At 71.3% G+C, this 14,101-nt stretch carries 11 protein-coding genes and 1 pseudogene; 9 read left to right on the top strand and 3 right to left on the bottom strand.

From position 1 onward, the window contains the following. Positions 1-66 precede the first annotated feature (66 nt). Positions 67-954, top strand: coding sequence for a creatininase family protein (locus tag ACIPUC_RS11935; RefSeq protein WP_446589002.1), 888 nt, complete (start codon positions 67-69; stop codon positions 952-954). Here ACIPUC_RS11935 and ACIPUC_RS11940 read toward each other — a convergent pair. Continuing rightward, positions 947-1,518: pseudogene (locus tag ACIPUC_RS11940) on the bottom strand (hypothetical protein); the annotation flags it as partial. The gene ACIPUC_RS11935 and the pseudogene ACIPUC_RS11940 overlap by 8 nt on opposite strands. A gap of 468 nt (positions 1,519-1,986) precedes the next feature. Between ACIPUC_RS11940 and ACIPUC_RS11945 the strand changes: the two are divergent. The 8 genes from ACIPUC_RS11945 (at position 1,987) to ACIPUC_RS11980 (ending at position 10,889) form a co-directional block, all read left to right on the top strand. Then, positions 1,987-2,754: an ABC transporter substrate-binding protein gene (locus tag ACIPUC_RS11945; RefSeq protein ID WP_446589694.1), complete on the top strand. Its 768-nt coding sequence runs from the start codon at positions 1,987-1,989 to the stop codon at positions 2,752-2,754. Continuing rightward, a complete protein-coding gene (locus ACIPUC_RS11950) occupies positions 2,721-3,551 on the top strand; it encodes an amino acid ABC transporter permease (RefSeq protein WP_446589003.1) in 831 nt (276 codons plus the stop codon). The genes ACIPUC_RS11945 and ACIPUC_RS11950 overlap by 34 nt, the downstream gene beginning before the upstream one ends. Positions 3,552-3,558: 7 nt before the next feature. Beyond that, the gene (locus ACIPUC_RS11955) at positions 3,559-4,407 is read left to right on the top strand and encodes an amino acid ABC transporter ATP-binding protein (protein WP_446589004.1); all 849 of its coding nucleotides are present in this window, start codon (positions 3,559-3,561) and stop codon (positions 4,405-4,407) included. 156 nt (positions 4,408-4,563) lie between these two features. After that, a complete protein-coding gene (locus ACIPUC_RS11960) occupies positions 4,564-4,767 on the top strand; it encodes a cold-shock protein (RefSeq protein WP_073907826.1) in 204 nt (67 codons plus the stop codon). A gap of 195 nt (positions 4,768-4,962) precedes the next feature. Further along, positions 4,963-6,966, top strand: coding sequence for a hypothetical protein (locus ACIPUC_RS11965; protein WP_446589005.1), 2,004 nt, complete (start codon positions 4,963-4,965; stop codon positions 6,964-6,966). A gap of 4 nt (positions 6,967-6,970) precedes the next feature. After that, positions 6,971-8,449 (top strand): branched-chain amino acid ABC transporter substrate-binding protein, encoded by a 1,479-nt coding sequence (locus ACIPUC_RS11970; RefSeq protein WP_446589006.1) that lies wholly within the window; start codon positions 6,971-6,973, stop codon positions 8,447-8,449. 79 nt (positions 8,450-8,528) lie between these two features. Next, positions 8,529-9,083, top strand: coding sequence for a PadR family transcriptional regulator (locus ACIPUC_RS11975; protein WP_446589007.1), 555 nt, complete (start codon positions 8,529-8,531; stop codon positions 9,081-9,083). A gap of 63 nt (positions 9,084-9,146) precedes the next feature. Next, complete coding sequence (locus ACIPUC_RS11980) at positions 9,147-10,889, top strand: acyl-CoA dehydrogenase family protein (protein WP_446589008.1); 1,743 nt, start codon at positions 9,147-9,149, stop codon at positions 10,887-10,889. 47 nt (positions 10,890-10,936) lie between these two features. On the opposite strand, the gene ACIPUC_RS11985 is transcribed toward ACIPUC_RS11980, so the two are convergent. Beyond that, positions 10,937-12,874: a protein kinase domain-containing protein gene (locus ACIPUC_RS11985; RefSeq protein WP_446589009.1), complete on the bottom strand. Its 1,938-nt coding sequence runs from the start codon at positions 12,872-12,874 to the stop codon at positions 10,937-10,939. Between the two features lie 89 nt (positions 12,875-12,963). Further along, positions 12,964-14,064: a M20 family metallopeptidase gene (locus tag ACIPUC_RS11990; protein ID WP_446589010.1), complete on the bottom strand. Its 1,101-nt coding sequence runs from the start codon at positions 14,062-14,064 to the stop codon at positions 12,964-12,966. Positions 14,065-14,101: the final 37 nt, after the last annotated feature.

Consider the following 14,101-nt stretch of genomic DNA (forward strand, 5'->3'; position numbering starts at 1 on the left):
TCCCGCCGACCAAGATGATCATGGAGGGCGACCAGGCCGTTCAGGACATCGAGCAGGGGGAATCACATGGAGAGCGGATACTCGGTCTTCGCGGGGACGATGGCCGACCTCACGTACCCGCAGGTGGAGGCGGCCGCAGCGGCAGGGGCATGCGTCCTGCTGCCCACGGGCGTCATCGAGCAGCACGGCCCCCATCTGCCGCTGGGCACCGACGCCTACGGCGCCTATCGGCTGTGCCGGATGGTGAAGGAGGAGCTCGATCGGCGCCAGGTACCGACGCTGATCGCGCCGCCCGTGTTCTGGGGCATCAACCAGGTGTCCGGCGCCTTCGCCGGGACGTTCCGCACCCGCCCCGAGACCGCGGCCGCATTGCACTTCGACATCTTGGAATCCCTCGAGACCGACGGGTTCCGGCATGTCTTCGTGATCAACCATCAGGGCGACATCGCCCACAACCGGATGCTGCTCGACGTGGTGACGCGTCGGCACGAGCAGGGCAGCACCGGGGTCGTCCTCATCGAGCCGGACTTCATCGCCGACCGCCTGGGCGACGCGGCGAAGACACCCGCACTGGCCACCTTCGCCATGCAGCCGCTGTTCGAGGGCCTGGAACTGACCGGTGAGCTCGGCGTCCATGCCGAAGAGACCGAGAGCGCGCTGATGATGCGCTGGTTCCCCGAACTCGTCGACTACGACGCCATGACCCGGCTTCAGCCGACCGGTCTGGGGCCGGCGGACCTGGCCGAATGGCGCAAGGGGGGCGAACACGCGCGCCGGGTGACGCCGCAGGGTTACTTCGGCGCACCCAGCCCGCGCGACCCGTTCCTCTGGCGCTTCTACGAGCGCATGGCCCGTGCCATGGCGGACGCCGCGAGTCGCCTGCTGCTCCTCGACGAGGGCCGCACCGTCCAGGACGCGTCGTGTGCGGAATTCCGCTCCCGCACCGCTACTTGAGGTACGGGCCCGCCGCGCCGATCCGGCCCGGGCCGTTCAGGACGTGGACCCGGAGGTTGCCCCGGCCGGGGCGGCCACGGTGAGCGTTCCTCCGGTGACGACCAGCGTGTCACCCGTGACGGCGTCGGTGTACGTGCCGTCGGGGACGCCCGTGAAGGTGGCGCCGTGGGTGACGGCGACCAGGGCGAAGCTGTCCGTGGTCCCGCTGGGGTAGCGGCGCTTGAACGCCATCCCGCCGGAGATGCCCTCGGTCGAGTACTGGCCCATCTGCAGGGCGGGGATCGCCCTGCGGATCTGGTTCAGCCGCTGCACGTGTCGGACCAGCGGCTTCTCCAGCGTCGTGGCGACCTCGCCGGAGGCGGAGTCGGCCCTGGAGAACTGCGAAGCCCGCACGTCACCGGCGAGGTGGTCGCCGAAGTCCATGTGCATGCGCATGTCGATGACGTTCATGCCGGAGAACGTGCCGCGGTCGGGCGCGTGGTAGCTGTTGCCCTGGAGGAACGCGTTGGCCGACGTGGGCTGGCCGGCCGGTCCCGACTGCTGTTCGTAGGCGTACATCTCCAGCTGGCGGGCCGGTCCGCGGGCGGGGCTGCGGCGGGTGCGCCGGACGCCAGGGCCAGGGCGGTGCAGGCGGCGATCGCGGCGGCCGGCGGTCTGGCGAGCCGACCCGCGATGGAGGCTCGGTCGGAAGCTTGCTGAAACCCCTTACACCGCTGGGAAGTTACTCGGCCGTGACGGCTGAGTAAAGAGGTTGAACCGGAAACGGACCTGCCGGGTCGGGAGGACTCGAGCGGCGGCGGCGCCGCGCTGGGGTCCGGGCGGAACGGGGCCGCAGCGGCCGCGACGCATCACGAATGATCCCTCGCGGCGCCCCGCGGGGGGCTTACGATCGCGACCGGCGGTCTCGTCCCGCGACCGCCGCCCGACCCGCACCCGTGGAGGTCAACCGTGTTCCGGACGGCCCAAGGACACCGCACGCACCGCACCAGCCACCGCATCCGTTCGGCGGCCGCCGCTGCCGCCGCCGCGGGGATGTTCCTCGTGGCGGGCTGCTCCTCCGGCGACAGCGGTCCCTCGGAGGCCGCCGGAGGCGTGCCCGTCGTCGAGAAGGGCAAGCTGACCACCTGCACCCATCTGCCGTACCCGCCCTTCCAGTTCGAACAGAGCGGCAAGGTCGTCGGCTTCGACGTGGCCCTGATCGACCTGGTCGCGAAGAACCTCGAAGTCGAACAGAAGATCCTCGACACCCCGTTCGAGAACTTCAAGACCGGTGCCTTCCTCAACTCGGGCCAGTGCGACCTCGCCGCGGCCGGTATGACGATCACCGACGAGCGCAAGAAGAACGTCGACTTCTCCGTCCCCTACTTCGACGCGACCCAGGCCCTGCTCGCGACGAAGAAGAGCGGCATCACCTCGCTCGCCGACGTCAAGGCGAAGGAGAAGAAGCTGGGCGCGCAGGCCGAGACCACCGGCGAGAGCTACGCCAAGGCCCAGGGTTTCAACCCCGTCGCCTTCGAGAGCTCGGACGCGGTGCTCAACGGGCTGCGCACGGGTCAGGTCGACGCGGTCGTCATCGACTACCCCGTCGTACAGGGCTGGCTCAAGGACAAGGCGAACGCCGCGGAGTTCGCCCTCGGGCAGAACATCGAGACGGGCGAGCAGTACGGCTTCTCGGTGAAGAAGGGCAACACCGCCCTCCTCGCCGCGATCGACAAGGCGATCACGACCGCCAAGGCGGACGGAACCTACAAGAAGATCTACGAACAGTGGATCGGACCGCTGCCCCAGGCCACGTCGTGACCTCTCGGCTGACCCGGCGCCAGCGGCGCCGGGTGTCGCAGGGCGTCCAGTACGCAGTCTTCGTCGCGGCGGTGGCCGCGATCGGCGTACTGGCCGACTGGGACCGGCTGCAGAACCAGTTCGCGCAGACGGACCTGGCCCTCCGGCTGTTCCCGAAGATCATCACCATCGCCCTGCGCAACACGGTGGTGTACACGCTGTCCGGGTTCGTCTTCGGCCTGGTGCTCGGTCTCGTCATCGCCATGATGAGGCTGTCCTCGGTGACCCCCTACCGGTGGGTGGCCAGCGTGTACATCGAACTGTTCCGGGGCCTGCCCGCCCTGCTGATCTTCATCTTCGTGGGCGTGGCCGTACCGCTGGCCTTCCCCGGTACCGAGATCCCCGGCGGTACGTACGGGAAGGTCGCGCTCGGCCTCGGCCTGGTCGCCGCCGCCTACATGGCGGAAACGATCCGGGCCGGCATCCAGGCCGTGCCGAAGGGGCAGATGGAGGCGGCCCGCTCGCTGGGCTTCTCACACGCCCGCGCCATGGTGTCGGTGATCATTCCGCAGGCGTTCCGCATCGTCATCCCGCCGCTCACCAACGAGCTGGTCCTGCTGTTCAAGGACTCCTCGCTGGTGCTGTTCCTGGGCGTGACACTGGAGGAGCGGGAACTGACGAAATTCGGCCGCGACCTTGCGAGCGAGACCGCCAACTCCACCCCGATCCTGGTCGCGGGTCTGTGCTACCTCCTGGTGACCGTGCCGCTGAGCCTCGTGGTGCGCCGTCTCGAGGCCCGCGCGGACAAGGCCACGTGAGGACGAGATGAGACCCAAGACGGGAACGGTGGACACGATGACCACGGACCGCCCGGAGATCGAGATCCGGGGCCTGCACAAGTCCTTCGGCGACAACCACGTCCTGCGCGGCATCGACCTGGACGTCGCCCGCGGCGAGGTGGTGTGCGTCATCGGGCCGTCCGGCTCCGGGAAGTCGACGCTCCTGCGCTGCGTGAACCTCCTGGAGGAGCCGAACGAGGGCCAGGTCTTCGTCGGCGGCACCGAGGTCACCGACCTCGACGTCGACATCGACGCCGTGCGCCGCCGCATCGGCATGGTCTTCCAGCAGTTCAACCTGTTCCCGCACATCAGCGTCACCGAGAACCTCACGCTGCCGCAGCGCCGGGTGCTCGGCAGGGACAAGGCACAGGCGGCCGCCATCGCCCGGGAGAACCTCGAGCGCGTGGGCCTCGCCGACAAGGCGGACGCCTTTCCGGCGCAGCTGTCCGGTGGCCAGCAGCAGCGGGTGGCGATCGCCCGGGCCCTGTCGATGGGGCCCGAGGTGATGCTCTTCGACGAGCCGACCTCGGCGCTCGACCCGGAACTCGTCGGCGAAGTGCTGTCGGTGATGCGGGTGCTGGCGGGCGAGGGCATGACGATGATGGTCGTCACCCACGAGATGAGCTTCGCCCGCGAGGTCGCGGACCGCGTCGTGTTCATGGACGGCGGAGTGATCGTCGAGCAGGGGCCCGCTGCGCAGGTGGTCGCCCGTCCGCTGCACGAGCGGACCCGGAACTTCCTCAACCGGATCCTCGACCCGGCGGCGGCCCCGGCACCCGCCGCCCACGAAGGCCCCGAACCCGGCAAATCGGCCGACGGCGGGCCCGGCGAGTGAACTTCGCTCCACCCGTCGGCGTTCATGCTGTTATCCGGTCGCCGCTCGCAGGTGTAGGGGTGGGGACACCGGGGGAGAAGTGGCTCAGGCGCCTGTGACCGGGCGCCGCGGTGGCCCGGACCCGGGCCACGCGCTGAATTGAGCAGAGGGATGAGTATGGCCAGCGGCACCGTGAAGTGGTTCAACTCCGAGAAGGGCTTCGGCTTCATCGCCCAGGACGGAGGCGGACCGGATGTTTTCGCCCACTACTCCAACATCTCCGGCAACGGGTACCGCGAGCTGACCGAGGGCGAGACGGTGTCGTTCGACGTCACGCAGGGCCAGAAGGGCCCGCAGGCGGAGAACATCGTCCGCGGCTGACCTCCCGCCCCGGCTCTTCCGGCGGCGCCCGCACCCGGTGCGGGCGCCGCTGGCGTGCTTGCACGCCGCCGCCCGCCCGCACCCGGCTTCACGCGTACGGGCGACCCGGCGAATCCGGGCGATACGGGCTATGGCAGCGATGGGTTTCGGATGGCACTCTCGTGTCCTCGAAAGCGCACCCGGGGGGGTACACACGTGAGGGAGTCGGGTACGGGCATGGGCCTGCGCGGCCGCAGCGGCATCCTGTCGCTGGTCGACGCCTGCCTGAAGGAAAGCCCCGCAGCCGAGCGGCCCCTCACCATGCTGCTCGGCCCACCCGGCAGCGGCGCCAGCGAGGCGCACAGCGCCCTCATGGAGCACTTCGGGCCCCAATACCCCTTCGCCTTCGTCAACTTCGGCGGAGCGCAGTCACTCCTGCCGCGCTACGCCCTAGGCCTGCTCGCCCGCCAGCTCGAACGCAAGCTGCCCCGCTACGGCCGCTCCCACTTCCCGCTCCTCAGCCTCGGCCTGCTCGCGTCCGACCAGGAGCTGAGGATGCGCAGCCTCGCCGAGGGCCGGCGCGCCGTACAGCGGCAGCTCGACCGGTTCCAGGAGGAGAACGAAGCCCGGCACGGTGACTACCTGGCCGCCTTCTTCGAAGTGGGCATGGGCGCCGTCGGCATGCCCGAAGGCGCCTCCACCGCCGCCCTCGCCCTCTTCCAGGACGCCCTGCGCCGCAGCCGCCGCAGCATGCCGACCCTGCTCGGCGGCAGGGTCGGCAACCGGCTCACCTCGGGCGCCCAGTGGTACGGCCGCCACCCCATGACCCGCAGCGGGGACCCCATGGAGGCCCTCGTCGAGCTCAACCTGTGGCGCCACGAGGGAGACGAGAACGAGCAGGAGCGCCTCGACCTCGTCCTCTTCTCGGCGTTCCTGGAAGACCTCAGACGCAACACCGCCCGCAACTTCATGCCCCGCTCCTACCTGCTGCTCCTCGACAACTCCCACACCGCGTACGGCCGCCGCTTCCTCGACCTCCTGGTGCGCGCCCGGCACGACGAGACGGTCGTGGCCGGCCACGACAGCGACCCCCTGACCGTCGTCGCCAGCTCCAACCGCTGGCTGCCCCGCTGGGGCCCGGCCACCGGGGACTCCTGGCCCTGGCAGCTCCGCGGCCCCGACCGGGCCTCCCTGTCCGACTGGAACACCCACCGGCCGACCCGGGACAGCGAGGACACCTGGTGGTACCCGTTACGCCTGCGCGACCTCAACCTGGACGAGGTGCGCATCCGCATAGAGCTCCAGCTCGGCGGACACAGCGACCTCGCCCCGCTGACCCGCCTCACCCCCTTCGTGCACCGGCTCACCGGCGGCCTGCCGCGCGCCGTCCACCAAGTGCTCGACGTACTGCGCCAGTCCGGGCCGCCCCCGGACTCCGGGCCCCAGCAGGACCGCTGGCTGCGCACCCTCCCCGACCGGCAGCTGCGCAGCGGCGAACACACCGCCACCCTCGCGGACACCGCCCTCGGCCACCTTCTGCGCGACTTCGACGACGCCGAACGCGTGACCCTCGCCGAATGCGCCGCAGCCCGCGACTTCTCCGTCGGCACCCGGCTGCTCAGCCCGGGCGACGCCCTGTTCGGCGAGATCCGGTCGCGCTGGCTGCTGTCCGGACCGCTCACCGTCGTCCCCGTACTCCACCCGTGGCTGCGCCGCCTGCTGCTGTGGCGGCTGGCCGGGCGCCCCGACGCGTGGGACGCCGCGCACGAACTCCTGGCGGAGTTCTACCGCGGTGAGGGCAAGCCGGTGCAGGAGATGTACCACCAGCTCGCCGCCGGGCGGACCGACGAGGTCACCGCCCATCTGACACGGCGCTTCACCGAGGTGCCGGCCGCCCAGTGGATCGCCGAGTTCAACGCGATCACCGCGGCCCCCAACCGCCTCCCGACGGACCGCGGCCCGGTGGAACTCCTCGCCGGACTGGGCCCGGCCCGCCCCGAGCGCGTGAGGGACGTCGAGTCCGTGATCCACACGCTCGTCACCACCCGCTGGGTGTGGAGCGATCCGCTCGCCGACCCGGCCATGCGACTCAACGACATGATCGCCGACGGCTACACCCAGCTGTCACAACTGCGGAGGAACGACATCGTGGCCCTGTTCAACGAGGCGGAGCGGCACCGTCACTGGCGCGATCCCCAGACGGCCGGCGGAGAGGGCTGAGCCCGTGGCCAGACTCGAATGGCCGCTGCACATCGTGCGCCGCGTCGCCCTGGCCACCGCCGTCGCCGTCGCGCTGGCGGCGGCCGGCTGGCTGGGCGTCGGCTGGATCCAGGAACGACAGGCCAGATGCGCCGACGGAGTGGTCGAACAGGGCCCGGACGACGAATGCGTCGGGGTGACCGACGGCGCCTACGCGTTCGCCCCGCACCTCGACGACGTCCGCAAGAAGATCCTCGAGGAGAACGCCCGCGTCCTCGACAACGCGGACAAGGAGCCCTACGTCAGCGTCGCGTACATGACGTCCTTCACCGTGACCACCGAGGACAGCAACTCCGCGGAAGGCGTGCGGCACGAACTGCAGGGCGCCTACCTCGCCCAGTACCGGCACAACCGCGGCGACCTGTCCGCCACGCCCAAGATCCGGCTGCTGATCGCGAACGCCGGCAGCAGATCGGCGCACTGGCAGCACACCGTCGACGAGCTGATCGCCCGCAAGGACTCCCCGGACCGACTGGTCGCCGTGGCCGGGCTGGGCCCCAGTACGGACGAGAACCTCGCGGCCATACGGCGTCTCTCCGAGCACGGCATCGCCATGGTCGGCGCCACCATGACCGCCACGAACATCCAGGGCATCAACGGCTTCGTGCGGGTCGCCCCCACCAACGAGGACGAGGCGTACGCGGCCGCCGGCTTCCTCAAGCGGCGGGGCGTCGGTACCGCCGTCGTCATCCAGGACGTGGCCAAGGGAAACCTGTACGCCTCCACCCTCGGCACCGCCTTCACCCAGGCCTTCCAGGAGGGAGACAAGCACAAGCTGGTCGCCGAACGCATGACCTACGACTCCTCCGTGAGCAGCGCCTGGCAGAACGAACTGCGCTACATGCCCGGGCAGCTGTGCCTGCAGCGCCCGCAGCTCGTCTACTTCGCGGGCCGGGGCCGCCACCTCACCCACTTCCTCGACGCCCTGTCCAACCGCAGCTGCACCGACCAGAAGTTCACCGTCTTCGCCGGCGACGACACGACCAACCTGACCGCCGAGCAGCTCGCCCACGCCGCCGAGACGGGCGTCGAGGTCCTCTACACCGGCCTCTCCCACCCCGACATGCACCGCACGGCGCCGCAGTCGGTGTCCGCCCCGTCGGCGAAGAACTTCCAGCCGGGCGGGCTGCTCGACCAGTGGTTCCCCCACGACCCCCGGCACGACGGCGGGGCCCTGATGGGCCACGACGCCGTCCTCACGGCGGCCCACGGCATCCAGATGGCCGCCCGCTGGCAGGGCAAGGTCGTCGGCGACGCCGTGGCCCGCATGTTCCACCAGATGGACGGCAGCCAGCAGGTGGCCGGAGCCAGCGGCTTCATCTCCTTCCAGAACAACGGCAACCCCCGGAACAAGGCCGTCCCCATCCTGCGGCTCAACGCCAAGGGCCAGGCCGAGTTCGTCGAGGTGTCCGCGGCGGAGGGCAAGCCCCCGGAACAGCAGTGAGCGGGGCGGGCGGGTGAGCCGCGTCTCACCGGAGCGGAGGCGCTTGTCTATGCAACGAGTTGCATAGAAAGATCGGGGCATGGCACTCGAGCACGCGATCCTCGTCTCCCTGCTGGAGAAGCCGGGCTCCGGCTATGAGCTGGCGCGCCGGTTCGAGCGGTCCATCGGCTACTTCTGGACCGCCACCCACCAGCAGATCTACCGCGTGCTGGGGCGCATGGAGGGCGACGGCTGGATCGACGTCCGCGACGTGCCGCAGGAGGCCAGGCCGGACAAGAAGGAGTACTCGGTCGCCGCGGCCGGCCGGGCCGCCCTGTCCGCATGGCTCCACGAGCCGATCCAGCTCGAGAGCGTCCGGCACGAGCTCGCCGTGAAGATCCGCGGCGCGGCCTTCGACGACCCGGCGGCCCTGATCGCCGAGGTCGAGCGCCACCACGGCGCGCACACCGACCGGCTCACGCGCTACCTCGCGGGGGAGCTGCGCGACTTCACCGGCCCGGACGCACCCGCGCCGGCCGACGCCGGGCGGGAACTCCAGCACGTCGTGCTCCGCGGCGGCATCGCCTACGAGCGGATGACCATCGCCTGGCTCGAGGACGTACTCGCCACGCTCCGGCGCCTCGCCGGGCGCTGACCCGCGCCCCGCCGCTCCGCCTCCCCCACCCTTCGACCCCTCGACCCGAAAGACGGACACTCCATGACCGACCCGCTGCTCTTCAACCCGCGCACCTACGACCCGGCGCACTTCGACCCCGAGACCCGCAGGCTGCTGCGCGCCACCGTCGACTGGTTCGAGGACCGCGGCAAGCGCAGGCTGATCGAGGACTACCGCTCCCGTGCCTGGCTGGCGGACTTCCTCGCGTTCTCCGCGAAGGAGGGGCTCTTCGCGACCTTCCTGACCCCGGCCCCCGCCGCCGGCGAGGGGGAGCCGGACAAGCGCTGGGACACGGCACGGATCGCCGCCCTCAACGAGATCTTCGGCTTCTACGGCCTGGACTACTGGTACGCGTGGCAGGTCACGATCCTCGGCCTCGGCCCGGTCTGGCAGAGCGACAACGCCGAGGCCCGCGGCCGCGCGGCGCAGCTCCTCGGCGAGGGCGAGGTGTTCGCCTTCGGCCTGTCCGAGAAGACCCACGGCGCCGACATCTACTCCACCGACATGCTGCTGGAGCCGTCCGTCGACGGTGACGATGCCGGCGCCGGCGGTTTCCGCGCCACCGGCTCCAAGTACTACATCGGCAACGGCAACGCCGCCGGCCTCGTCTCCGTCTTCGGCCGCCGCACCGACATCGAGGGCCCCGACGGCTACGTCTTCTTCGCCGCCGACAGCCGCCACCCGGCTTACCACCTCGTGAAGAACGTCGTCGACTCCTCCAAGTACGTCAGCGAGTTCCGGCTCGAGGACTACCCGGTCCGCGCCGAAGACGTCCTGCACACCGGCCGCGCCGCCTTCGACGCCGCCCTCAACACCGTCAACGTCGGCAAGTTCAACCTCTGCACCGCTTCGATCGGCATCTGCGAGCACGCGATGTACGAGGCCGTCACCCACGCGCAGGGCCGCATCCTCTACGGGCGCCCCGTCACCGCCTTCCCGCACGTGCGCCGCGAGCTCACCGACGCGTACGTCCGCCTCGTCGGGATGAAGCTGTTCAGCGACCGCGCCGTCGACTACTTCCGCTCCGCCGGCCCCGACGACCGCCGCTACCTGCTGTTCAACCCGATGACCAAGATGAAGGTGACCACCGAGGGCGAGAAGGTCATCGACCTGATGTGGGACGTCATCGCGGCCAAGGGCTTCGAGAAGGACACCTACTTCGCCCAGGCGGCCGTCGAGATCCGCGGCCTGCCCAAGCTGGAGGGCACGGTCCACGTCAACCTCGCGCTGATCCTCAAGTTCATGCGCAACCACCTGCTGGAACCGGTCGAGTACGCCCCCGTCCCGACCCGCCTCGACGCGGCCGACGACGCGTTCCTCTTCCGCCAGGGCCCGGCCCGCGGCCTGGGCTCCGTACGCTTCCACGACTGGCGCACCGCCTACGACGCGTACGCGGCCGTGCCCAACGTCGCCCGCTTCCGCGAGCAGGCCGACGCCCTGTGCGCGTTCGTCACGACCGCCGCCCCCGACGAGGAGCAGAGCCGCGACCTCGACCTCCTCCTGGCCGTGGGCCAGCTGTTCGCGCTGGTCGTGCACGGCCAGCTGATCCTGGAGCAGGCCCGCCTGACCGGACTGGACGAGGACGTGCTCGACGAGCTGTTCGGTGTCCTCGTGCGCGACTTCTCCGCGCACGCGGTCGAGCTGCACGGCAAGGACTCGGCCACCGCGGACCAGCAGACCTGGGCTCTCGGAGCGGTCCGCCGCCCGGTCGTCGACGCCGACCGCTCGGCGCGGGTCTGGGCGCGGGTGGAGGCCCTGGCCGGGGCGTACGAGATGGCGCCGTAACGAGCGTACGGACGGCCCCCGTGCGACGGGGGCCGTCCGTGGACGGCCTAGGCCTGCTTCGTCCAGCGCTGGGAGGCCTGCCCGCCGCAGGTGTTCGCCACCAGGCCGGCGCTCATGCCCAGGTCGAGGCAGCCGCCGTTGGAGGCGTTCCGCAGGCTGCCGTCCGAACCCGTACGCCACAGCACGCTGGAGCCCGAGCAGTCGCCCACGAAGACGGCCTGGCCGAGCATGTTGGCGTACAGACACCCGCCCGTCTGCTTGTTTACGAGCTTGAAGCTGCCGTCGGACCTGCTCTGCACGGTCCACCGGGCGGTCGAGTCCGAGCAGTCACCGTGGTCCGAAGAGCCGTAGACCTGCGTGATGCACCTGCCGTTGTTGCCGTTGCGGTACCGGTAGGTGCCGGAATCCGGGGGTGCCGGGGCCGAGGGGGCCGCGGTGGTACCGCCGCCGGAAGGCCGCGGACTGCCGGCGCCGCCCACGTTCGCGGTGCTTCCGGAGCCGCCCGATCCGGGCTGTGTACCGCCGCCGGCGTTCCCGCTGCCGGGGCCTGCTCCGGTTCCTGTTCCTGTTCCGGTCCCGGCGCCCCCGGCGACCGGGACCGGGGCGCCGGCCGTCCCGCCCTGTCCCGGGTCCTTGCCGTCCGCTCCGGCCGTCTCCTGGCCAGGCGACTGCGCGGGAGCAGGAGCGGACGGGCTGCCGCCGGCCGTCGGCGCCGTCGGATCCGCCGGCGCCGAGACCGGTGTGCTCGGAGTTCCCTGTGCGCCGGTCTGCGGCGCGGAGCCGTACGGCAGGTGCTGGATGGCGAGGGTCGTACCGCCCGCGACCACGACGACGGGGAAGACGGCGAGCAGGACACGGGTGCGGCGGCGGCGTTCGGGCCGCTCCGGCCGCTCGGGCCGTCCCGGACGCGATGCGGTCCCGGATGCGGGCTGCGGGGCGGGGCTCTTCTCCGAGGCCTGCTCCGGTTCCTTCCCCGCTTCCGGGGCGGGCTTCCCCGGCTTCGATTCCGGTTCCGATTCCGCTTCTGGAGTACCGCCGGCGAGCGGGACCGTCGGTACGTCGACGTCCTTCACGTGTGCGGCGAAGGCGGCCCGCTCGGCCAGGCGCTCCGTGATGCCCGTGGGCCACCGCGGGGCTCCGGCCGGGCCGTGCCGGGTGGCGCGTTCGAGGAGTTCGGCTGCGGTGGGCCGGCCCTCGGGGTCCTTGTCGAGGCAGGACGCGACGAGTTCGGCGAGTTCCGGCTCCAGCTCCCGCAGCGGCTCCAGGTCGGGCGCCTCGTGGACGATGCGGTACAGCACTCCGTGCCCCGACTCGTCGCCGAACGGCGGCTGGCCGCACGCCGCGTACGCGAGGACCGAGCCCAGCGCGAACACGTCGGTGGCGCCGCTCAACTGCCTTCTGCCGGTGGCCTGTTCGGGTGCCATGTAGGCGGGCGTGCCCACGACCATGCCGGTCCGGGTCAGCTGGCTCTGTTCGGCGGCCCGGGCGACGCCGAAGTCGATGAGGGTGAGGCCGCCGAGGGTCAGCATGACGTTGGACGGCTTGAGGTCCCGGTGCACCATGTCCAGCGCGTGCACCGCCGCCAGGCCCGTCGCCGCCTCCCGCAGCAGCAGCCACAGGGCGTCCGCGGGCAGCGGACCGCCGTGCAGGGCGATGGCCTCCCGCAGGGTGAGCCCGGGGATGTACGCGGTGGCGAACCACGGGGGCCTTGCGCTGCGGTCGCTGGCGAGCAGCGGCGCGGTGGCCTCGGCGGGCAGCCGGGCGAGGTTGTCCAACTCGTGCCCGAAACGGCGCAGGAAGTCCTCGTCCTCGCCGACCACGGAGGCCAGCAGCTGCTTGACGGCGACGTACCGGCCCTCGTGGACCCCGAGGTACACCCGTCCCATGCCGCCGGCCCCGAGCCGGCCCGCCAGCGCGATCGGGCCGATCCGGCGCGGATCCTCCGCCTCCAGCGGTTCGGCCCCGCTCCCCGTCAGCTCCAGCACGTCAGCCCCGCCCCCGCTAGGAAATGGAATCAGTTTCTAGAAATCTACCTGATGCGTCCCACGGGCAACACGCCGAGGCGGGCGTCGACTTACCGGTGCTGAATCTCCGTCACCAGCCCCGCGACAAGCTGCGCCCGCTCGGCCATCGCCTCGATCACCAGGTACTCGTGGTCGGCGTGGGCGCCGCCCCCGACCGCTCCGAGGCCGTCGAGGGTGGGCACCCCCAGGGCGGCGGTGAAGTTGCCGTCGCTTCCGCCGCCGACTGCCTTGCCTTCGAGGCCGGGAAGCAGCCGCTGGGCCACGGCGAAGAGTCCGGCCGCCGCCGACTCGGGCATCGGGGGCCGGCCGACGGCTCCGGTGACCGCGATCCGCGCCCCGTCGAGGTGCGGAGCCAGTGCCGCGAAAGCGGATTCGATGCGCTCCTTCTCGCCGGCCGACTCGACCCGGACGTCGACGACGACGGTCGCCTCGGCGGGCACGACGTTGTCCAGGGTTCCGGCGGAGGCGACGGTGGGGGTGACGGTCGTGCCGATCTCGGGCCGGCCGAGCGCCGTGATGTCCAGCACCTGGTGAGCCGCTTCGATCAGGGCGTTGACCCCGGCCGCCGGCTCGAGGCCCGCGTGCGAGGCGCGGCCGGCGATGGAGACCCGGAACGTGCCGCAGCCCTTGCGGCCGGTCTTCAGGGCTCCGCCGTCAGCGGCGCCCTCGAACACGAGTACCGCGCCGCAGGCGAGGGCCCGTTCCTCGATGAGGGCTCGAGAGGAGTGCGAGCCGACCTCCTCGTCCGCGGTGATCAGGATCTCGACGCCCGAGCGGTCCTCGAGGCTCGCCAGGCCGTGGACGGCCTGGACCAGACCGCCGAGCATGTCGAACACCCCGGGGCCGGTCACATGCCCGTCGGCGACCCGGAACGGGCGGCGCTCCAGGGTGCCGAGCGGGAACACCGTGTCGTGGTGACCGAGGATCAGCACCCTGGGGTCGCCGCCGCCCGACCAGTGGACATGCGGCCCGGCCTCGCTCTCGACGAGGACGGCCCGCCCGCCGAGGCGGCTCTCGATGACCGCGGCGACCACCTTGGCCGAGGCCGCCAACGCGTCGAGATCGCGCGAGGGCGACTCGGTTTCGACGAGTGCCCTGAGGTCCTCGATCATCGCGTCCACGTTCACCTGGGTGGTCTTGTGCATCGTCATGCCCCACAGATTAGTGGCCGGGCATCTCGCGGCCGTG

Source organism: Streptomyces sp. LARHCF249, assembly GCF_052871255.1.

Bases quoted from the DNA above. Each gene is read 5' to 3' on its own strand.
- ACIPUC_RS11935 (WP_446589002.1), top strand. From the start codon at position 67: ATGGAGAGCGGATACTCGGTCTTCGCGGGGACGATGGCCGACCTCACG.
- ACIPUC_RS11945 (WP_446589694.1), top strand. From the start codon at position 1,987: ATGTTCCTCGTGGCGGGCTGCTCCTCCGGCGACAGCGGTCCCTCGGAG.
- ACIPUC_RS11955 (WP_446589004.1), top strand. From the start codon at position 3,559: ATGAGACCCAAGACGGGAACGGTGGACACGATGACCACGGACCGCCCG.
- ACIPUC_RS11960 (WP_073907826.1), top strand. From the start codon at position 4,564: ATGGCCAGCGGCACCGTGAAGTGGTTCAACTCCGAGAAGGGCTTCGGC.
- ACIPUC_RS11975 (WP_446589007.1), top strand. From the start codon at position 8,529: ATGGCACTCGAGCACGCGATCCTCGTCTCCCTGCTGGAGAAGCCGGGC.
- ACIPUC_RS11980 (WP_446589008.1), top strand. From the start codon at position 9,147: ATGACCGACCCGCTGCTCTTCAACCCGCGCACCTACGACCCGGCGCAC.
- ACIPUC_RS11990 (WP_446589010.1), bottom strand. From the start codon at position 14,064: ATGACGATGCACAAGACCACCCAGGTGAACGTGGACGCGATGATCGAG.